The organism is Chryseobacterium viscerum (assembly GCF_002899945.2).
Taxonomy (GTDB): Bacteria; Bacteroidota; Bacteroidia; order Flavobacteriales; family Weeksellaceae; genus Chryseobacterium; species Chryseobacterium viscerum.
The window spans coordinates 78,353-98,741 of the sequence record NZ_PPEG02000009.1; the positions used below are offsets into that span (position 1 = coordinate 78,353).

Consider the following 20,389-nt stretch of genomic DNA (forward strand, 5'->3'; position numbering starts at 1 on the left):
AAAATTATGCGTTTACGAGATGATTTATAACCCGGTATTGGTTTTTTGACTCTAACTTTTTTATTTATTTCTATAGATTTTCATGAAACACTGTTTAAAAGCGATCAATCGTATAATGACGAATAATTATTGTAAGCTATAAATGATAATTTAAAATAAGGTGTTGTGAAAATATAAGCCCTATACTGGCGGATTGTGCTGGAAATAAAAGCTTCTGGCGTGTTTGATTAATTAGATTTTTCACTCTTTTTGTTTTCTTACATTACAAATAGTGATGAGTATGTCATTTATTAATAGGAGTTTAATTAAATGTTAAATTCACTAAATAATGATATATATCATTGTGCTATTGCTTTTATCACTGCTTGTTGAATATTATATTTGCCGAAACTTTTAAATATTACTATGAAAAAACAAATTTTATTTTGCTTCAGTAGTTTACTGATGCTTTTCATGAGCTCATGTTCTACAGAAGAGCTGAATACTGAAGTAACTCCCGACAGTCCAGCAGCAAAAAGCAATCGTTTATCGGCTGCCAAATTTGCAGGAGACGGGATTTATGACGTCTTAGGGCATGGTTATAATGTTGCCGGTGAATATGCCAATGCTACTGCAGCAGGTTTTAAAGTGATTGATATTGATCGTTTTAAAACAGAACAAGCGAACAGATTAGTGAGCGAAAACACATTCTCACAGGAATATGTTGAGGAATATGGTGAAAATGCAGAGTCATACTCTAAAATGGTTTCTACCAAAGTAAATGTTACAGCCGGTATTCCTTTGTTTAAGAAAACACTTTCAGTAGGATTCAATTCTGCAGTAACTACAAACAATAAGTTTGATGCAAAATATATCTACGGAAGTTATAACCTGACGATCAGACAGAAAAGATTAAGATTCAATGCGACGACAGATATGTTGGGAGATTATCTGACTCCGGAATTTGTTCAGGATTTACAGACAAAAACTCCACAACAGATTGTACAGGACTACGGAACTCACGTAACACTTGATATCTATACAGGTGCTAAACTGGATGTTATGTTCCAGGCAGAAACAAGAAGCCAAAGCCGTGATCGTGCTGCAAGAATCGGGGTGAAAGTAGGGATGAAAGATATTTTTGATGTAGATGTTACAAATGATGTGAACACTGCTGAATCATCCATGAACTATTCTAAAAAATTAGCCTATAAAACAAGAGGAGGAGACCCTTCAAAAGGATTGGTAGGAGATCTGAATCTTGATCAGACAAATCCTAAAATTAATATTTCCAACTGGCAGAACAGCTCTAATGCAAGCAATTCAGTTTTGGTAGATTTTGGAAACAACGGATTGGTGATTATTTACGATCTAGTGAAAGATGCGGCTAAAAAAGCTCAGCTTAAAGCTTATGTAGATCAATATCTTATTGACAATAAAGTGTATCTTGAATTCAACACCATTTCAATTTACAGATATTACAACGGATTAGATCATTACTATACAAGAACTCCGGGAAGCTATAGCGGGTATTCTTTTGAAGGGATAGAGTTCAATGCATTCTTATATAAAGCTCCAAACACTGTTCCTATTTACAGATATTATAACGGGAGAGATCACTATTATACAAAAACTCCGGGGTATTACCAGGGGTATGTAGAAGAAGGAATTGAGTTTAATGCATTTGCAACTCAGCAGCCTAATACAGTTCCTATTTACAGATATTGGAATGGTAAAGATCATTATTATTCAAGATCAGGCGTAAGACCATCTGGTTATGCTTCTGAGGGAATTGAATTCTATGCCTATTAATTAAATATATTGATATTTTACAAGCAGACCGTCTCATTTTTGGGACGGTTTTTTGATGCAGTAACGAAGGGAATTTAATAATAAAGATTTTTTTTTCGCTGATAATGACAATACCGAAAGAATATTTCAGGCAGTCTTATCATTAAAAATGTATTTTTGTAACTTATAAATTTAGAGGATCAATGAAAAAAGCAATCTGTCTTTTTATTGTAGGAGAGAAGTACTGGAAAATGTACAACAAAAATAGAGCAAGGTTTGAAAGCTATGCTAAAAAATGTGGAGCAGATTTAAAGATTATTGACAAACCTATGGATGATACTTTTCATCGTCCGCTTCTATCTCAAAAACTGCTGATTCCCGCAGAAACAAGAGATTATGATATGGTTCTTTTTTTGGATCTTGATATCATTATTTCAGATAAAGCACCTTCAATTTTTGATTATCTTCCGGAAGACAAATACTTTGGCGCTATTTTGGATCCGAGAGGAACTGAAGAGTTCAAAAAAACCTGGGGACATATTCCAAGAATATTGGAAGAGACCAGTGAAATATATTTTACAGATCGTCATTTTGAAATGAATCCTTTATTACAGGGAAGCATCAATGGCGGAGTATTTGTTTTCAGACCTGAAAAAGTGGCTGATATCTTTGAAGAATATTATTATTCAGATCATAATCAAGGGGAGCTGAATAGTTTTGAAGAAACGCCATTCGCCTATTTTTCCCAGATCAATAATTGGTTTGAAGCTTTACCCCCTGCATTCAATGTTCAGATTTTATACAAAATAAAAGGAACAGAACAAGGGAATGAAGTAGAAAATAACGAGAGAAAACTTCCGGGATTTTTCAGAAGATATTACTACAAAAAAGCGGGAAGCTGCTTTTATCCCACGAAGAAATATAAAAATTATGTACAACAAATTATTGCTGAAAATTATTTCACCCACTTTTCCGGCAATTATCCTATAATCTACAATTAGTTATGAGCCTACTTTCACGCTTTTCCAGCAAATTTATAACAGTTTCTTACGGAATTACCGTCAATGATGAAGTAAAAGAACTAAAAAAATTATTGGAGATTCTCCTTCCTTTGATCGACAAGAATGATGAGATTATTGTTCTTCAGGATATCACCAATAAAAACAAAGAAGTGACAGAATTGCTTGCTAATTATGATACGATTGTAAAACTTGAAGCAAGACTGGACGGGGATTTTGCAACTTTTAAAAACAGGTTAATAGAAAAAGCAAACTGTCAGTATCTGTTCCAGATTGATGCAGATGAATACCCTACCGAGCAATTCATCAAAACATTGAAACCTTATCTTAAAAAAGAAAAAAGTGTTGAAATGTTCCTGGTACCGAGAATCAATATTGTAGAAGGAATTACAGGAGAATATGTACAGCAGATGGGCTGGGATATGAATGCCGAAGGGTATATTAATTTCCCTGACTACCAGGCAAGGATTATCAAGAACAATAAAAAAATCTTCTGGAAAAACAAAGTACATGAAGTTTTGTATGGAAACAAAAACTTTACAGAAGTTCCCAAAAAATACGAATTATCATTAGTGCATAAAAAGAATTTTGAAAAGCAGAAAAAGCAGAATGATTTTTATGAAACATTGGAAGATTAATCAGTTTGAATTATATAGAAAACTAAAATGGCAGATTTAGGAATTAACGTTTTTGGATTTATTAATGGAGAATTTGGCATTGCTGAAGCAACAAGACTTAATTGTAAGGCGATACAGAGTGTAGGGGTTCCTATCAGCCTGATCAATTATAATGTGACGACCAATCACAATAATAATGACCTTACTTTTACAGAGTTTTCTGATCATGCACCATATCCGATCAATCTGATCCAGATATCTCCTTCAGAGACTCCTAATTTCTTTGATTATTTTGATCATTCATTCTTTAAGGATAAATATAATATTCTTTACATGGCATGGGAGTCTGAAACAATTCCTGAAGATTATGTGATGAATATGAACCTTTTTGATGAGATCTGGACGCCATCTACTTATTGTAAAGAATGCATCGAAAAATATGTGAGCCTGCCGGTAAGGGTTATTCCACATCCCATCAATATTGATTTGAAAGAAACCGATGATGAAGATGCATTGCAATTTTATGATAAAAGCCTTTTTAATTTCCTGTTCATTTTTGATTATAATAGTTCCGTTGACAGGAAAAATGTGATCAATCTTATTAAAGTTTTCAGAGAAACTTTTGATCAGAGAGAAAATAATGCATTTCTGACGATTAAAACTTCACGCTCTCAAAGATTTCCTACGGAAAAAGAACAACTGATCCAGGCAATAGGAGATTCAAAGAAGATCAAAATTGTTGAAAAGGTTTTTGATAAAAATGCCCTGAACTATGTGATCAGCAATTGTGACAGCTATATTTCTCTTCATAGATCTGAAGGATTTGGTTTGACAATGGCTGAAGCGATGTATTTTAAAAAGCCGATAATTGCTACAGGATATTCCGGGAATCTGGAATTTATGAATACGGGAAATAGCTTTTTGGTTCCGGCAAAAGTGATTGTTTCCGACTCCAATGTGATCAATTATTCAGCCAATACAGTATGGTCAGAACCTTCATTGCAGGAAGCAGGAGATTATTTGACAGCTGTTTATGAAGGAAGGGAAGATGTACAGGAAAAAGCTGAAAAAGGGCAGGAAACCATTATAGAAAACCTTTCGCTGAAAAGAGTAGGACAGCTGATCAAAATGAGATGTGAAGAGCTTTTTAATGAAAAAAGAATTGAGCAGAACAAATCAACATTAATCAAACTGTATGTGGAAAACATTCTGTTAAAAAAAGATTTAAGAATCTACAAGAAAAGTGCTCCGATTCAGTTTATCTACAATATTAAGATGTATTTCAGAAATAGAAAAGGCAAGAAATAATTACTTCTTGCCTTTGATTTTTTTGAGGAAAGCATTCACTTTCTTTCTTGCTTTATTGTAAAGAGTTCGTTCAAGATAGTTGATTTTCGTATGTAATCTTTCAATTTCGCTCAGGTAAAAAACATTATTTACATCACTACCTCCAGTGCTTTCTTTTTTACCAAAACCATCAATAAAATTCAATCTAATTTTGAACAGTTCCCCAATGGACTGGATTGAAAAGTTCTCGGCGATCTGAGATTTTGCATTTTCTCTTATTGAAGCCAGGGCATCAAAATTATTTTTAATATACTGAAGCTTTTCAACGGCATCTTTCAGGCTGGGCTTGGCAAGCGTTAACCCTTCGTCTATCAATCCTTTTGTATTGGAAGTTTTGATGAAGTCATACTGTATCAGGAAACTATTGTTTACATTCATAAAGTCGAGGTTTCCGGAATAGCCTGTTCCGACTACAATTTTTCCATAAGCCATTGCCTCTGCCATTGTGAGACCGAAACCTTCGGAACCGTGCAGCGAGATCAACACATCAGACTGCTGGATCAGGGAGTGCAGTTTTTCCTTTGAAAAATGCTCATTGATAATGATCACATTGGGAATATTATTGTATGCCTCCAATGCTTTTTGAGCATCTTTACTTTTTTCAAGATTATGGGTCTTAACAATAAGAACACTGTTTTTATCCTCCTTAAAAACCGTTGTGAAGGCCTCAAGCGTAGCTTCCGGGTTTTTTCTGATCGTCGTGCTCAAAGAATCAAAAATCGTAAGATAGACCTTTGAATCTGGAGAAATATTATACTGGCTCAGGTCAAAATCTTTAGACTCAGCCATTTTTTGAATCGGATGAGAAAATCTGATTACCGGAATTCCTGTATATTTTGTGAAAATATTCACACAGAAATCACTAGGTACCCAGAGCTCATCAAAAACATTTAATATTTCAACGACCTTATCAGAAACCTCAGGAAATTCCCAGGCCCAGTAAATGATATTGTAATGATCTTTAAGATTCAGATCCTGATTCTTAGAGAAAAAATTGTTGATAAAATTGATGTTAATGTGGAAAACATTAATCGGAGATGATGCTTCAGCACCGCTATCGATTCTTTCAAAAGTTTCACTGGAATAATTGATGCGGTTTACTTTGATGCCGATTGCTTCCAATGCTAAGGCATTCAGTCGGGTTGCTTCGGAAATTCCAAAATTACCGTCAAAAAAACCATGATAATTTACACTTAATGACATGGATTATAATGTTTTAAGTTTTTCTTTTACTTCTTCGGGTGAAAATGCTCTCAGACTGTCTACAGAATTTTGGCTTAAAGTATTCCAAAGCTCTTCATCATTATGCAGCTGAATAATCGCTTCTGCAAAAATCTTTTCATCATTGGCAATCAATACATTTTTTTTATCTGTAAGTTTCATTCCTTCAGCACCGATATCTGTGGTAACTACAGGGAAAAAAAACTCAAAGGCCTGTCCGATCTTTCCTTTTACCCCAGCACCGAATCTTAAAGGAGCTACCATAACTTTCGAATTCATGAAATGCTCTTCAATGCTTTCCACAAATCCTAAAAATTTAAACTTAGGATATAGTTTAAGATCCAGCTTTTCAGCAACATTTCCAATAATGCTTACTTCCAGTTCTGGATTTGTTTTCCAGACGATGGGCATTATTTTTTCATATAAAAACTTTACAGCATCTATATTCGGTTCGTGGATAGATCCAATGAAGGTAATTCCTTTACTCTCACTGAAATTTTTCCTTTCAGAAATATCAATTTTAGGATAATGGATATTGGAAATGGTAATGATCTTATTTTGATCTGCGTACTGGCTCATAATTTCTTTCTCCTTGTCAGAGATCGCAATAATGTAATCCAGCTGTGGAGCAACAACGGTTTCCAAGCGGAAAAAATGTTTATAATTTTTCTTTAAAGAAATGCGGGTTGGCTCCAGGTCGATCGCTCTTTTAAACCTTAAAAAATGAATATCTACCATATCGTAAATGAATTTGGCAGAAGGTAAAAGAGCTTTCATCTTTTTGTAGAACAGATTCAGGGCCAGAGGACCATTAAACCAAACGTAATCTATCTTTTTAAAAGAAGACAGAAAATCATAGATATTTTTATACTTATTGTTCTCTGTATAGACAATAACATTGTGCTGCTGGTAAAACTTTACATAAGAATTGTCTTCAAAAATATGGGGAGCGAATAAAATGCAGTTATATCCTAATTCTTTATAAATGAATATAAGTTCTTTCAGTCTGTTGGCTCCGGATTCTTTATCATGGGCAGGAAAATCTCTTGAAGCAAACAGGATTGTTTTTTGGGAAGCGTCATACAGATTGATGTTGACAATATCCTGAGACTGAAGATATTTGAGTTTTTCTTTTCTTTCGAAGTGTTTTTTTATTTTTTTTAAGATTCCCATTTGCTAGTTTTTAGTATCCAGTTCAAAAACTTTATTTACCCAACTATCCAAAGTGTATCTGTAATAGATTTCTTCCGGAATTTTTTCGTAAGGTTTTTCAAAAAAAGATTTGTCAAGATTACTAATATTTTTGTTTAAAATCAAAATATTATTGGGATTGTAAAAATCATAGGTTTTAATGGCTTCATTATCAGTAATGATTTTCTTTTCCAGAGACATGGCCTCAAAAACCCGGAAGCTAAGCCCATATTGGCCCTCGCGCATCAGGTCAAGCAAGACCTTTGAGTTCTTATAATATTTTGGGAGATCGTTATGAGGAATCTTTTTGATGCTGAAAATCAGGAAAAGGTTTTTAGGTACGGTCATGAACATATTGGTCAGCTGATGTTTCCATGATTTTTTTCCGATGATCATAATCTGGAATTTCAGCCCCTGTTCAATCAGCTTTTTAGCCAGCAGTTTTATCAGGGAAACCCTTCTGTTATCATACGATGTGATATAGAAAAGATCCATTTCCGGTTGCTGAATTTCTTTCGCGCAGTGAGGAAGATAGATGTAATTCGTCAGTTTTTCAAATCCATGCTTTTTGACATCTATATAATCAAAAGAGAACACTTTGTCAAAAAGATAGAGTTTATCTTCTACAGGAACTCTTTCAAGATTATCGTAAAGATAAGTGACCAGGCGGTCTGTATATTTTCTAATCTTTTTAAGGGTCGAAAGATCAAATGTATCCGGATTCATCACCAGTATCTGGTCCTGATGTCCCAATTTTTCCAGGGAATCCAGAACGTATTTTTGTCTTTTTTCAGTCTTAAGATTTTTGCTTAAAAAAGTTTTGCTTAAAGCATTTACTGCTCTTTCATTGAAGTTGGAATGAGTAACGGTACTGATCTTTACATGATGCGCATCAATACCCCGTTTGCATAATGTTTCAACAATATACTTATCATAATCCCAAAAATCATAACTAATGATACAAATCTTCATTCAACTAATTTTGCTCTTTTTTTAATGATTCATAGGTTTCATACACGCTTAAAGATTGCAGGTAAGATAACTGATACCCTTCTTTACCGTCTAAAACACCAAGTCTCATTATGTAGGCTTTAAAGAATTTAAAAGCTGTTTTAAGATATTGAACTAAAACACTGTACTTTTTCCCTTTTGCAGCCAGTTCTTTACCCTTTAAAATTCCGTAATGAACCATTTTTTTTCTATATGATTCATAATCTGAAACGGAATAATGAAGTAATTTATTTTTAAAAACCCCGATGGTTCCGTTAACTTCCAGAGTTTCATGTACCTTTTTTCCTGCCATATACCTGGCCTTCGATTTTCTGAAAAGCCTAAAGTTTTTATCAGACTGTGTTCCTGAAAAATGAATCGGTTTCTGGGCAAAAAAGAACTTCCTGTAAAAATAATAGGCATCCTTTTGCCCGGATTTATTCATCTCCTCTATAATTTCCTGCCTTAAGGCGGGAGTTATTCTTTCATCACCATCCAAAAATAATACCCAATCATTTTTAGAAGCATCCAGAGCCAGATTTCTTTGCTTTGTAAAGTCTTCAAATTTATTTTGAATCACTTTTACATGGGGGAATTTCTTTGCAATTTCTACAGTTTTATCCTTACTAAATGAGTCTATTACTATTATCTCATCACAAAAATCAAAAGACTCAAGGACATCCTGTATGTTTTTTTCTTCGTTATATGTTATGATCAAACCAGTTATATTCATTACAACGCTTTGTTTGATAGAGAAGTACACTGATACTTCTTTAAAATCGTTTTTAAAATAGTTTTAATCTCCCAAAGATAAGTTTTAATTTGAACTTTATTAGCGAATCTTTGCCTTTTATATCAACCCTGCACAGTTCGTAATGATGCTGTGTAGGGAAATAATTCACCTTATTTCCAATTCTTACTGCAAAATCAATTCCTATTTTTTTCAAAATAGAAAAAAAAGCAGATTTCTCCTCTTTTTTTTGGGGGTATTTTCCATACGGATAGGCTAAAACCCTTGAATACTCTATATTATGAGCGTCAAGAACTTCCATATTCCTTTCTAGATCTTTTTCTATAAAATCAATGGAGACATTTTTCAGGTTTTCATGAGCATGACTGTGAAGTGCAATTTCGAAATAATTTTTATCCAAATTTCTGATTTCTTCAAAAGTCATCATGGAATAATTTTTATATCCTTTTTCGATAAATCCTGTAGGAATAAAAATGGTAGCCTTAAGATTGTACTTTTCCAATAAAGATGGTAAATACTCAAGATTGTTTTTATATCCGTCATCAAAGGTGATAATGATGTTTTTTTTCGTCGCAATACTGAGCTCTGAAAAAAACTTAGAAGTATACTTTTTACGGTTCAGATAAGAAAACTGCTGTTCAAGATTTTCCAGACTTATGGTAAGATCTTCATGACTTTCCTTTTCAATCTGATGGTACATGAGAATAACCAGTCTGTTGTATGGGAAAGCAAAAAGATACAGACGGAAATACACGACGATAAATACCGCCAATACAATAGGGATCAAATAAAAGATCATATTATTTTAACCTTTTTTTTTCAAGTTCCATGAGTCTTATTTTTTCACGCAGCTTAATATATTTCAAAAAGGTGTAATAGGACATCGTTTTGGCAATATAAAACCCAGGAAATCCATCCAGAAAAGCACGTTTGAAAATCAAAACTTTGATAAATTCAAATATTGGGCTTACAATGATTTTGAATCTGTTGATCTTTTTTCCTCTTTCAAACATTTTTTCCGCCATCATATCGGAATATTTGTTGATTTTTGAGACATGATGATGGATGCTTTTGTAGGTATAATGATCTAGTCTTCCCTCCAGGACACCAGTTTTTTCATCGGTAATCAAAAATTCATGGACTTTATCATCAGAATACATTGCATATTTTTTTCTGAACAGCCTTTCACGGTATACATTTCCCCAACCTCCATATTTGATCAGATGAGAGCCGAGATGATTGTTGAATTTGGCCTTATATACATTGAATTCTGGGTTTGCTGAAGAAACGATTTTTTGTATGGATCTTTTCAGGGTTTCATCAGGAATTTCGTCAGCATCCAAAAATAGAATCCATTCATGAGAACATAAACTAAGGGCATGGTTTTTTTGTTCACCATACCCGTTGAATTTTTTCTCAAAGAATTGTACCTGAGGATATTTTTGAGTAGCAATTTCTTTTGTCCTATCCGTAGAAAAGCTATCGACAATGATCATTTCATCAGCTATATCTACTAATGAATCTAAAAGTCTTACGATATTTTCTTCTTCATTATAAGTAATGATTGCAAGGGAAAGAGTCATTTATTTATACTCAAGAATAGTCTTTTCAATAATCTTCACACAATCCAGCAATTGCTCTTCAGTGATTACCAATGGTGGTGCCAGTCTGATGATGTTACCATGGGTAGGCTTTGCCAGTAATCCGTTTTCTTTCAACTGTAAGCAAAGATTCCATGCAGTAGAGCTTTCAGGAGTATCATTGATCAGGATCGCATTTAAAAGTCCTTTTCCTCTTACTTTGGTAATAAGATCAGACTTTTCGATCAGCTTTTCAATTTCAGCTCTGAATAGTTGTCCCAATTCTTCAGCTCTTTCAGATAGTTTTTCTTCAGCTACTACATCTAGTGCTGCAACTGCAACGGCACATGCAATTGGGTTTCCTCCGAATGTAGAACCATGTTGTCCAGGTTTGATCACATTCATGATGCTATCATTAGCTAAAACAGCAGATACAGGATACATTCCTCCGGAAAGTGCTTTTCCTAAGATTAAGATATCCGGCTGTACATCTTCATGGTGGCATGCAATCAGTCTACCTGTTCTTGCGATACCAGTCTGAACTTCATCTGCAATGAAAAGAACGTTGTACTTCTTACAAAGTTCTGAAGCGTTTTTAAGGAAATTTTCGTCAGGAACATATACTCCGGCTTCACCTTGAATAGGTTCTACCAGGAATGCTGCAATATTTCCGGCTTCTCTGCTCAGCACTTCTTCCAATGCTGCAATATCGTTATAAGGAATTTTGATAAATCCAGGGGTAAAAGGTCCGTAGTTTTGGTTAGCATCCGGATCGTTAGAGAAAGAAACAATAGTAGTGGTTCTTCCGTGGAAATTATTTTCGCAAACAATTATTTTTGCGGCATTTTCCGAAATTCCTTTTACTTCATAACTCCATTTTCTGGCTAATTTTACTGCTGTTTCTACGGCTTCAGCTCCGGAGTTCATGGGTAAAACTTTATCAAACCCGAAAAGAGTTGTAATTTTTTGTTCGTATTCTCCCAATTTGGAGTTGTAGAAAGCTCTTGAAGTTAAAGCCAGCTTTTGTGCCTGCTCTACTAATGCTCCTACAATTTTAGGGTGAGAGTGTCCCTGGTTCACAGCTGAATATGCTGAAAGAAAATCATAATACCTATTGCCTTCTACATCCCAAACGAAAACGCCTTCTCCACGATCTAGAACTACTGGAAGTGGGTGGTAATTATGTGCTCCATGTTTGTCTTCAAGGTCAATAAAATACTGTGAGTTTTTTGTTTGTTCTGCTGTTGACATATATTTAGGTTTTCTACAAATTTACGCAATATTAGCGAGATTAAGATGTTGGCATTTTTAGAGAAAAATAAAAATGTATTTTTGAAATTAAAATGAATAACCCTTCTGAATGAAAAAACTATTATTAATTATTTTCGCAATATTTTTATCTGTTGTTAAGGCTCAGGATAAAAAATATCTTCTGTTTCATAATGGCTATCGCGAGTTTTATATTTATACTTTTCAAAAAGAATTCACCTATAAAATCGAAAGATATCAACTGAATAATGAAATAGAACTTGTAGAAACAAGGACCGAAACGTTCAAAAATCAGGAAGAAGAGAATCTTTATTTGAAAGATGCTCAACTTATCAGTTCAGTCAAAACGGATGATATCAAAGAATTTGATCAGTTTAGAAATAAGCCGTTCAAAGTTATTGACAAAAGGGAAAAAACATCATACTCTTATTGTTTCTATGGCTCATTATTATTAACAGATAATGTGCAGAGGCAGATCACATATTCTGGCCATATTACTCAATTGTTATACCAGGAAAACTATGGTTACAAACTAGAAGAGGATGCAAGTAAATATAGTTTAAAATATGCTTTTCAAAAAGTTGAAGGGATTAACTTTTTTATTGTAGATGCCAATATTTATCTTTTTAGAGCGAAAGATCTGCTCAAAAATATGTTTAGAAACAGCGATGTACTATTTATTGATAAAAAGTTTGCTACTCTTTTCAATGCTCAGATTTTGAAAATTACTAAAAAAACTATTGGAGATAAAATAGTATACGGTGTAAATGATGATCAGGATGGGGCTGTTCTCATGTCTTCATTTGAGAAAATTATGATTTGTGCTGATGCTATATTGGCAAAGGAGAATGGTCTGTGGTATTTTTATGATTTCTATGGAAATAAGCTTATAGAAAAAGGATATCGGAAAATTTTGCCTACCCGATTTAACCCTAATTTTGTAAGGCATAGACCTACCTATGATGGACTGCTTATGTATGTTGTACTGGACGGGAATGAAATAAAAACAGTAGATGAGATTTATAAAAAAAGTAAAACATCAAAATTTATAAATAATTTAAGAGATTTTGCTGTCTGTGGTGCAAGAATGGGCATGTCCAGATCGGAATATGTAAATTTTGAATTCAACGAAAAGGAATTTACTTTAAATAATAAAGTCTTTTATTATGGAGTTTCATCATTTCATCCTCCTCTTGCAAGTAATGAAATACGGATGGAAAATAAATACTCTTTCTTAAATCCCTTTGAAGGTGTTTCATCTATTAATAAAGATGATGAGAACGTTTTGTTTCAGAAATCTACTGCTTCAAAACCTATGACTGTGGTTTTAAAAAGGAAAACAAAAGAAAATAGATTTATTCCTTTTTTTCTGGTGGTTTCAGAAGAAAGTAAGGAACTTCCTTTCTATCATGTGGATTATTTAGGTTTAACATCACAACAGAATAATTCTAACAGAAATTCTTATGATTCTTATGATGATATTTTAGATCTCAAAGCCGATTTGCCAATGCTGAGTCTTGGAGGCACCTATTATTCAAGCCGCGATTTTTCGAATAGTAATATTTCTTTAGACCGGTATTATAAACTGAAAAGAGAGGGTAAATTAGGACTGTATTCACCAAGGTCTGCTTTTATCAATGATGTGGAGATTAAGTATAAAAAACTGGATGACCTTACAATGCGTTTTTCCCGTTTTGAAGATGAAAATGGAAAAGTAGGATGGCTAAGTGAAGATGGGGAAGAATTTTATGATTTATAAAAAAACAGACAGTTCATTGAACTGTCTGTTTTTATATGGTAATAATAATCTTAGTGATTATCATATTTCTTATCCATTACAAAGTCCTCCATGAATTTTGTAGTATAGTTTCCTGCAAGATAATCTTCGTTATCCATCAGTTGTCTGTGGAAAGGAATAGTTGTTTTTACTCCTTCAATATAGAACTCCTCAAGGGCACGTCTCATTTTAGCAATAGCTTCCTCACGGGTCTGAGCCGTAGTGATAAGCTTAGCAATCATTGAGTCATAATTAGAAGGAATGCTGTATCCGGAGTATACGTGAGTATCTACTCTGATTCCGTGTCCACCAGGAATGTTTAATCCTGTGATTTTTCCTGGAGACGGTCTGAAGTCTGCGTAAGGATCTTCTGCGTTGATTCTACATTCGATTGAATGTAATTTAGGATAATAGTTGATTCCTGAAATAGGAGTTCCTGCTGCAAGAAGAATTTGTTCTCTGATAAGGTCATAATCAATTACCTGCTCAGTAATAGGGTGCTCTACCTGGATTCTTGTATTCATTTCCATGAAATAGAAATTTCTGTGCTTGTCTACAAGGAATTCGATAGTTCCTACACCTTCGTATCCAATAAATTCAGCAGCTTTTACAGCAGCGTCACCCATTTTCTCACGAAGTTCGTCTGTCATGAAAGGAGAAGGAGTTTCCTCAGTCAGTTTCTGATTTCTTCTTTGTACAGAACAATCTCTTTCAGAAAGGTGACATGCTTTACCGAATTGGTCACCAGCAACCTGAATTTCGATGTGTCTAGGCTCTTCAATCAGTTTTTCCATATACATACCTCCGTTTCCAAAGGCTGCTATAGCTTCCTGAATTGCAGATTCCCAGTGATCTTTAAGGTCTTCAGCTTTCCAAACGGCTCTCATCCCTTTTCCACCACCACCAGCAGTAGCCTTGATCATTACCGGGTATCCGGTTTCTTCAGCCACTTTTACAGCGTGTTCGTAAGATTCGATCAATCCGTCAGAACCTGGTACACATGGTACACCAGCTTCTTTCATGGTCGCTTTGGCGTTAGCTTTGTCTCCCATTTTCTCAATTTGTTCAGGAGAAGCACCAATAAACTTGATCCCGTTCTTCTGACAGATTCTTGAGAAGTTAGCATTTTCAGATAAAAATCCGTAACCTGGGTGGATAGCGTCGGCATTGGTTATTTCCGCAGCCGCAATAATGTTAGAGATTTTAAGATAAGAGTCTTTACTCATTGCAGGGCCAATACATACCGCTTCATCAGCAAATCTTACGTGAAGACTGTCTTTGTCAGCAGTAGAATATACAGCAACGGTTTTGATCCCCATTTCTTTACAAGTACGTAAAATACGCATTGCAATTTCGCCACGATTGGCTATTAATATTTTTTTGAACATCTTCTTAAATTTGAAAATTAGATAATTTGAAAATTAGATTAATGTTATTTGAATGTAGAATTTTAGTCTAACATCTAATGTCTAACATCTAACTTCTAATTAAGATGGATCTACTAAGAATAATGGTTGGTCATACTCTACAGGAGTCGTATCGTCAACTAAAATTTTAACGATTTTTCCACTGATTTCTGATTCAATCTGGTTGAATAGTTTCATTGCTTCAATAACGCAAACTACTTTACCTACAGAAACTTCGTCACCTACATTTACAAATACATCTTTATCAGGAGATGGTTTTCTATAGAAAGTACCGATCATTGGAGACTTGATTGTAATATATTTGCTGTCATCAGATGCAGCTTCAGCTTTCTCAGCAGGAGCAGCAGCCGGAGTTGCAACAGGTGCCGGAGCAGCTACCGCTTGCGGAGCAGTGTGGTATACTGCAGGTTGTGCATAAACAGCATCGCTTCCAGCTAATGGAGTTTTAATAGTGATTTCGAAATCTTTAGTCTTGTACTTTACTTCTGAAACTTCAGCTTTAGATACAAACTTAATAAGATTTTGTATGTCTTTAATGTCCATAAATTTGATATTTGATTTTGGGTCAAAGATACCAAAAAAACGTAAAAAACAACAAAAAACCGCCAAATTTTATCAAAATTGGGCGGTTTTTGTATTAAAATGAGGCTTTTTCAATGAAAAGCGACTCTTAGTTTTCTTCAGTAGCAGCTACTTCTTTTTCCAATACTACTTTACCTCTGTAGTAAAGTTTTCCTTCATGCCAGTGAGCTCTGTGGTATAGGTGAAGCTCTCCTGTTGTTGCATCTTTAGCTAATTGAGGAACTACAGCTTTGTAGTGAGTTCTTCTCTTATCTCTTCTTGTGGACGATTGTCTTCTCTTTGGATGTGCCATTTTCTAATAACTTTTTTAATTGATGAGCGATGAGATTCATCATCTCATCATATTTAAATTATTCTATTTAATTATTGTCTTTTAATTTTCTTAAAGCATCCCATCTAGGATCACTTTCATGTTCTTCTTCTTCAATTTCCTCAATTTCTTTGGGACTGAACTGGTTAAGAATATTAAGATCTTCGTCACTTATATTCGGTGAAACCTTCTTCATGGGAATAGATAGCATTACATTTTCATAGATCAAATGCGCTATGTTGAATGCATGATCGCTGGTAGGAATCGTAATGACCTCTTCATTGCTGTCATCATATTCTTCCCCGAAATTCACCAAAATTTTGATTTCATTCTCAATAGGATAGTCAAAATTTTCATTTGTAATATCACAAACCAACTCGACCAATCCTTTTATTTTAATTTCAAATTCTAAAAAAGTAGTGTGTTTATCAAGTAATACATCTACTTTTATTCTAGGATTTGTAAATTCCTGCTCAGTATCAAATAATTGAAAGAACGTTTTATCTATCTCAAACTTGAACTCGTGTTTTCCGTTTTTAAGCCCGGAAAAGCTTACGTCATAGTTTCTTAACTTGTCCATAAAATGAGTGTGCAAAAATATGCATTTTTTTTATAATAACAAATAAAATCTGAAACAAATTAATTTAAAACTTGTTTTAAAGATTTATGCTTCAGTTTCATCCGGTAGATCTTCGTCTATTCCGTTGTCTGTAACCATTTTTCTAGGCTGAAGGCGCTCACTCATGAGTTCTCTGTACTCACTTCTGTTTTTAAAAATCTTAATAGCAGTGAAGATCGCTTCAGTAAAACTCTGTTCATCGGCAATATTTTTTCCCGCAATATCATACGCTACCCCGTGATCTGGAGATGTTCTGATAAACGGAAGCCCGGCTGTATAATTTACACCTTCCTCATAAGCAAGTGTTTTGAAAGGAGCTAATCCCTGATCATGATACATCGCTAAAACAGCATCGAAGCTTTTATATTTATTCGGTTGGAAGAAGCTGTCTGCAGGAAAAGGTCCGAATGCCAATATGCCATTGTCAGAAAGTTCTTTGATGGCAGGGCTGATGATTTCAATTTCTTCATTTCCGATAACACCGCCGTCTCCTGCGTGAGGATTTAATCCAAGAACTGCAATTTTAGGCTTTTGAACACAGAAATCTTCTATAAGCGTTTGGTTTAAAACCCTGATCTGCTTTTTTATTTTTTCCTTGGAAATATTTTCAGTGATCTGGGCAATTGGAATATGATGCGTGGATACGGCTACTTTAAGGTCTTCAGTTACCAGGAACATTAATCCCTTTTTGCCGAATTTTTCTTCAAAATACCCTGTATGTCCTGTATGTTTAAAACCCATTTTTACCATCTCATCCTTATTGATGGGAGCGGTTACTAAAACATCAATGTCTCCTTTCATCAAAGCTTCTGTAGCGGCCTCCAAAGAATCAATAGCCATTTTCGTGGATTCTTCTGTTGGAACTCCTAATTCTACATTAACGTTTTCCTTAGTAAGGTTTACCATATTAAGTTTTGCTGGCTGAGCCTGCGAAGCTTCGTTGACATAGTTGAAATTAAGATTCAGCTTAAAGATGTTTTTCTGATAAGTGAATAATTTTCCCGAGCCAAAAATTACAGGAGTGAAAAAATCTGTAATGGTTTTGTCATTCAGAGACTTCATAATGATCTCCGGGCCGATGCCGTTGAAATCACCGATTGAAATTCCTACTCGTACTTTATGGTTTTTTGGGCTCATTTTGATTATCTTTGAAGATTATAATTTACAAATTTAGCAAAAAATAATATGTTCACAGGAATTATTGAAGCAGTTGGTGTTATTGATAAGATTGAAGAAAAAGGAAGCAATATAGATTTTACCCTTACATGCCCTTTTACAAACGAATTAAAAATTGATCAGAGCCTTGCGCATAACGGTTGTTGTCTTACGGTTGTAGAGATAAAAGACAATCAATATGTAGTAACAGCCATCAATGAAACATTAGAAAAGACAAATCTTGGAAAATGGGAATTGGGAACTGTTGTGAATCTGGAGCGTTGCATGAAGATGGATGGAAGACTGGATGGGCATATTGTTCAGGGACATGTTGATAAAACCGGTGAGGTTGTTGGTATTGAAAATAAAGACGGAAGCTATTTCATTACGATGAAGTATGAGAATGACGGCAGCTTTGTAACGGTGCCTCAGGGATCCATCACGGTAAACGGAATCAGCCTTACAGTTGCTAAAAGTGAAGATGCTCAGTTTTCTGTAGCCATTATTCCTTATACTTGGGAATTTACCAATATGAAAAACTTGAAAATTGGTGATAAAGTTAACCTGGAATTTGATATTATTGGTAAGTATATTGCTAGGTTAATTAAAAAGTAGAATGTCAATTAATAAGTATAAAGGATATAGCTTAAGGAACCGGGTATTTTTCGGCTTCTTGCTGGTATGCTTTTTAAGTGTTGTCGCTACATCGCTCGTTCCTTACTTTGTGTTGAGGAATCACTCTCTGCAGCAGAGTAATATCGATATGCAGGATAAGACCAATGCTGTTATGCGGTATCTGGACTATGCGGTAAGCCAGACTCTTATAGAAACAAAAGACCTTCCGAAAGTTTTAGGGAATAAAATCTTTGAAATAGCGGATATCAACCAGCATGACATTTTTATTTATGATCTGAAAGGTGACTATCTGCTTTCCAATAAAGATGAAGCCCTAGTAGAGCAGAAAACGATTCCCATAGAGATCGTCAATAGAATGCTGTCTACCGATGCAAGGGTAGATATGGTGAATTATGATGCTTCTAAAGATGCTAAGCTAACCTCTTCATATCTCTTGTTGAAAAACAATGAGCTTGAGCCTATCGGAATTGTCTATATTCCTTTATATCACAATGAATCTGCTTATTTGGAGGTTCTTCATCAATATGTAAAATACATTCTTTTAGTCGATATATTCCTTATCCTGTTTAGTGTATGGATCAGCTGGGTGACGTCCAACAGCCTTGCAAAAACAATTACGAAGTTCTCTGATATGATTACCCGTATTACATTATTTGAAAATGAAATGCGTCCTATCAGATATTATAAAAATGATGAGCTTAATGCTTTGGCTAGAGCGTACAACAGGATGATTCTTCAAATCCAGGATCAGAAGGAAAGGCTGCGTTTCAAAGCTTCAGAAGAAGCATGGAGGGAAATGGCCAAACAGGTTGCTCATGAGGTGAAAAACCCATTGACTCCGATGAAACTTACGATTCAGAATTTCGAAAGAAAATTTGATCCGGAAGATCCGAATATTAAAGAAAAAGTAAAGCAGATGAGCAAAACGATGGTAGATCAGATAGACCTGATTGCTACGGTAGCTTCAGCGTTCTCAGAATTTGCAAAACTCCCTGAAAAAAATAATGAAGTGATCAATCTGAATACGGAGGTTGAAGATATTCTCCGCGTATTCAATGATGACAGTATTTTCATGCATGCCAACAAGACCAATATTATGATCAATATGGATAGGATTTATCTTTCCAGGATTATAACCAATCTTGTGACCAATGCAAAACAGGCAGAAAGCGATCAGAGAAAACTCATCATCAATGTAGATGTAGAACAGCATCAGAGAAGAGTTATTATTTCTGTTCAGGATAACGGAATAGGAATTCCCGATAATATGTACGAAAGAATCTTTGAACCAAATTTTACTTCTAAAAACAGTGGAATGGGACTTGGATTATCGATGGTCAGAAAAATGATTGAAGATTATAAAGGGGAGATCTCTGTGAAATCTGAAGTAGGGAAGGGGTCCACATTCATCATTACACTGCCTACCAATTTATAGTGAAGCCTTTTACATTTAAACAATTTGAAATTCAGCAGTCTAAAGACGTCTTCCGTGTGGGAACAGACGGTGTTCTGCTTGGAGCTTTGGCTGATGTTGAACATGCTTCCCGTATTTTGGAAGTAGGAACAGGAACAGGGCTAATCTCTTTAATGCTGGCACAAAGAAATTTGAAGGCTGATTTTTTGGGACTTGATATTAATGAAGATGCTGCATTGCTTACAAAGCTCAATTTTGAAAATTCTCCATTTCATACAAGACTGAAAAATAAACATCAGGATTTTAAAACTTTTGAATCTGAGGAGCAATTTGATCTGATTGTTTCTAATCCTCCTTATTTTGAAGAGTCAGGATCAGAGAAAGATAAGATTGCACGCCAAACTGTAGAATTAAATTTCAGACAGTTAATATCCAAAGCGTCCGGGCTTCTGTCTGGGAGCGGGATTTTTTCGGTAATTATTCCTGTGGAAGCAGGAGAAGTTTTTATTTCAATTGGAAAAGAAAATCATCTGTTTCTGAACCAAAGAATACATATCAAAGGAATTGAAAATTCAAAAGCTAAAAGACTGATTCTGGAGTTCTCATCACAAGAAAAAGAGATCCGCGAATCTGACTTTATTATAGAAAAAAGTCCGAGACAATACTCGGACCAATATCTTGAACTCACCAAAGAGTTTCATGTTTTTAAATAGA

The 20,389-nt window shown here is 34.7% G+C and carries 20 protein-coding genes; 8 read left to right on the top strand and 12 right to left on the bottom strand.

The features are described 5' to 3' along the window. Positions 1 to 405 precede the first annotated feature (405 nt). The 4 genes from C1634_RS19980 (at position 406) to C1634_RS19995 (ending at position 4,714) form a co-directional block, all read left to right on the top strand. The gene (locus tag C1634_RS19980) at positions 406 to 1,791 is read left to right on the top strand and encodes an MAC/perforin domain-containing protein (RefSeq protein ID WP_103233344.1); all 1,386 of its coding nucleotides are present in this window, start codon (positions 406 to 408) and stop codon (positions 1,789 to 1,791) included. 182 nt (positions 1,792 to 1,973) lie between these two features. Further along, positions 1,974 to 2,771 carry a glycosyltransferase family protein gene (locus tag C1634_RS19985; protein WP_109739024.1) on the top strand — a complete coding sequence of 266 codons (798 nt, stop codon included), beginning with the start codon at positions 1,974 to 1,976 and terminating at the stop codon, positions 2,769 to 2,771. 2 nt (positions 2,772 to 2,773) lie between these two features. Then, positions 2,774 to 3,427 (top strand): glycosyltransferase, encoded by a 654-nt coding sequence (locus C1634_RS19990; RefSeq protein WP_103233346.1) that lies wholly within the window; start codon positions 2,774 to 2,776, stop codon positions 3,425 to 3,427. A 27-nt stretch (positions 3,428 to 3,454) separates the two neighbouring features. Next, positions 3,455 to 4,714: a glycosyltransferase gene (locus tag C1634_RS19995; RefSeq protein ID WP_103233347.1), complete on the top strand. Its 1,260-nt coding sequence runs from the start codon at positions 3,455 to 3,457 to the stop codon at positions 4,712 to 4,714. Here C1634_RS19995 and C1634_RS20000 read toward each other — a convergent pair whose 3' ends face one another. From C1634_RS20000 to rocD, 7 genes are read right to left on the bottom strand one after another with little or no spacing between them, the layout of a single operon-like run. Continuing rightward, positions 4,715 to 5,956 carry a glycosyltransferase gene (locus C1634_RS20000; protein ID WP_109739025.1) on the bottom strand — a complete coding sequence of 414 codons (1,242 nt, stop codon included), beginning with the start codon at positions 5,954 to 5,956 and terminating at the stop codon, positions 4,715 to 4,717. Positions 5,957 to 5,959: 3 nt separating this feature from the next. Beyond that, positions 5,960 to 7,147 (bottom strand): glycosyltransferase, encoded by a 1,188-nt coding sequence (locus C1634_RS20005; protein WP_109739026.1) that lies wholly within the window; start codon positions 7,145 to 7,147, stop codon positions 5,960 to 5,962. Between the two features lie 3 nt (positions 7,148 to 7,150). After that, positions 7,151 to 8,137: a glycosyltransferase family protein gene (locus C1634_RS20010; protein WP_103232322.1), complete on the bottom strand. Its 987-nt coding sequence runs from the start codon at positions 8,135 to 8,137 to the stop codon at positions 7,151 to 7,153. Positions 8,138 to 8,141: 4 nt separating this feature from the next. Beyond that, positions 8,142 to 8,888 (bottom strand): glycosyltransferase family 2 protein, encoded by a 747-nt coding sequence (locus tag C1634_RS20015; RefSeq protein WP_103232321.1) that lies wholly within the window; start codon positions 8,886 to 8,888, stop codon positions 8,142 to 8,144. 52 nt (positions 8,889 to 8,940) lie between these two features. Next, complete coding sequence (locus C1634_RS20020) at positions 8,941 to 9,705, bottom strand: polysaccharide deacetylase family protein (RefSeq protein ID WP_103232320.1); 765 nt, start codon at positions 9,703 to 9,705, stop codon at positions 8,941 to 8,943. A 1-nt stretch (position 9,706) separates the two neighbouring features. Further along, a complete protein-coding gene (locus tag C1634_RS20025; protein WP_103232319.1) occupies positions 9,707 to 10,489 on the bottom strand; it encodes a glycosyltransferase family 2 protein in 783 nt (260 codons plus the stop codon). Next, positions 10,490 to 11,737, bottom strand: coding sequence for an ornithine--oxo-acid transaminase (rocD, locus tag C1634_RS20030; RefSeq protein ID WP_103232318.1), 1,248 nt, complete (start codon positions 11,735 to 11,737; stop codon positions 10,490 to 10,492). Between the two features lie 109 nt (positions 11,738 to 11,846). Here rocD and C1634_RS20035 point away from each other — a divergent pair, with 109 nt between their 5' ends. After that, positions 11,847 to 13,514, top strand: coding sequence for a hypothetical protein (locus C1634_RS20035; protein ID WP_103232317.1), 1,668 nt, complete (start codon positions 11,847 to 11,849; stop codon positions 13,512 to 13,514). 50 nt (positions 13,515 to 13,564) lie between these two features. On the opposite strand, the gene accC is transcribed toward C1634_RS20035, so the two are convergent. The 5 genes from accC to pdxA all read right to left on the bottom strand — a co-directional run bounded on the left by accC (position 13,565) and on the right by pdxA (position 17,607). Further along, the gene (gene accC, locus C1634_RS20040; RefSeq protein ID WP_109739027.1) at positions 13,565 to 14,920 is read right to left on the bottom strand and encodes an acetyl-CoA carboxylase biotin carboxylase subunit; all 1,356 of its coding nucleotides are present in this window, start codon (positions 14,918 to 14,920) and stop codon (positions 13,565 to 13,567) included. Between the two features lie 99 nt (positions 14,921 to 15,019). Next, positions 15,020 to 15,502 (bottom strand): acetyl-CoA carboxylase biotin carboxyl carrier protein, encoded by a 483-nt coding sequence (gene accB / locus C1634_RS20045; protein WP_103232315.1) that lies wholly within the window; start codon positions 15,500 to 15,502, stop codon positions 15,020 to 15,022. Between the two features lie 127 nt (positions 15,503 to 15,629). Continuing rightward, positions 15,630 to 15,833: a 50S ribosomal protein L32 gene (gene rpmF, locus C1634_RS20050; RefSeq protein WP_002976251.1), complete on the bottom strand. Its 204-nt coding sequence runs from the start codon at positions 15,831 to 15,833 to the stop codon at positions 15,630 to 15,632. A 67-nt stretch (positions 15,834 to 15,900) separates the two neighbouring features. Further along, complete coding sequence (locus tag C1634_RS20055; RefSeq protein ID WP_103232314.1) at positions 15,901 to 16,431, bottom strand: YceD family protein; 531 nt, start codon at positions 16,429 to 16,431, stop codon at positions 15,901 to 15,903. An 84-nt stretch (positions 16,432 to 16,515) separates the two neighbouring features. Continuing rightward, positions 16,516 to 17,607, bottom strand: coding sequence for a 4-hydroxythreonine-4-phosphate dehydrogenase PdxA (gene pdxA, locus C1634_RS20060; RefSeq protein ID WP_109739028.1), 1,092 nt, complete (start codon positions 17,605 to 17,607; stop codon positions 16,516 to 16,518). A gap of 48 nt (positions 17,608 to 17,655) precedes the next feature. Here pdxA and C1634_RS20065 point away from each other — a divergent pair, with 48 nt between their 5' ends. Genes C1634_RS20065 through C1634_RS20075 form a run of 3 tightly spaced genes read left to right on the top strand, consistent with a single transcriptional unit; the run spans position 17,656 to position 20,388 of the window. Beyond that, the gene (locus C1634_RS20065) at positions 17,656 to 18,240 is read left to right on the top strand and encodes a riboflavin synthase (protein ID WP_103232313.1); all 585 of its coding nucleotides are present in this window, start codon (positions 17,656 to 17,658) and stop codon (positions 18,238 to 18,240) included. A 1-nt stretch (position 18,241) separates the two neighbouring features. Beyond that, positions 18,242 to 19,696 (top strand): sensor histidine kinase, encoded by a 1,455-nt coding sequence (locus C1634_RS20070; protein WP_103232312.1) that lies wholly within the window; start codon positions 18,242 to 18,244, stop codon positions 19,694 to 19,696. Beyond that, entirely contained in the window at positions 19,696 to 20,388 is a 693-nt protein-coding gene (locus C1634_RS20075; protein WP_109739029.1) for a tRNA1(Val) (adenine(37)-N6)-methyltransferase, read from the top strand. The genes C1634_RS20070 and C1634_RS20075 overlap by 1 nt, the downstream gene beginning before the upstream one ends. Position 20,389: the final 1 nt, after the last annotated feature.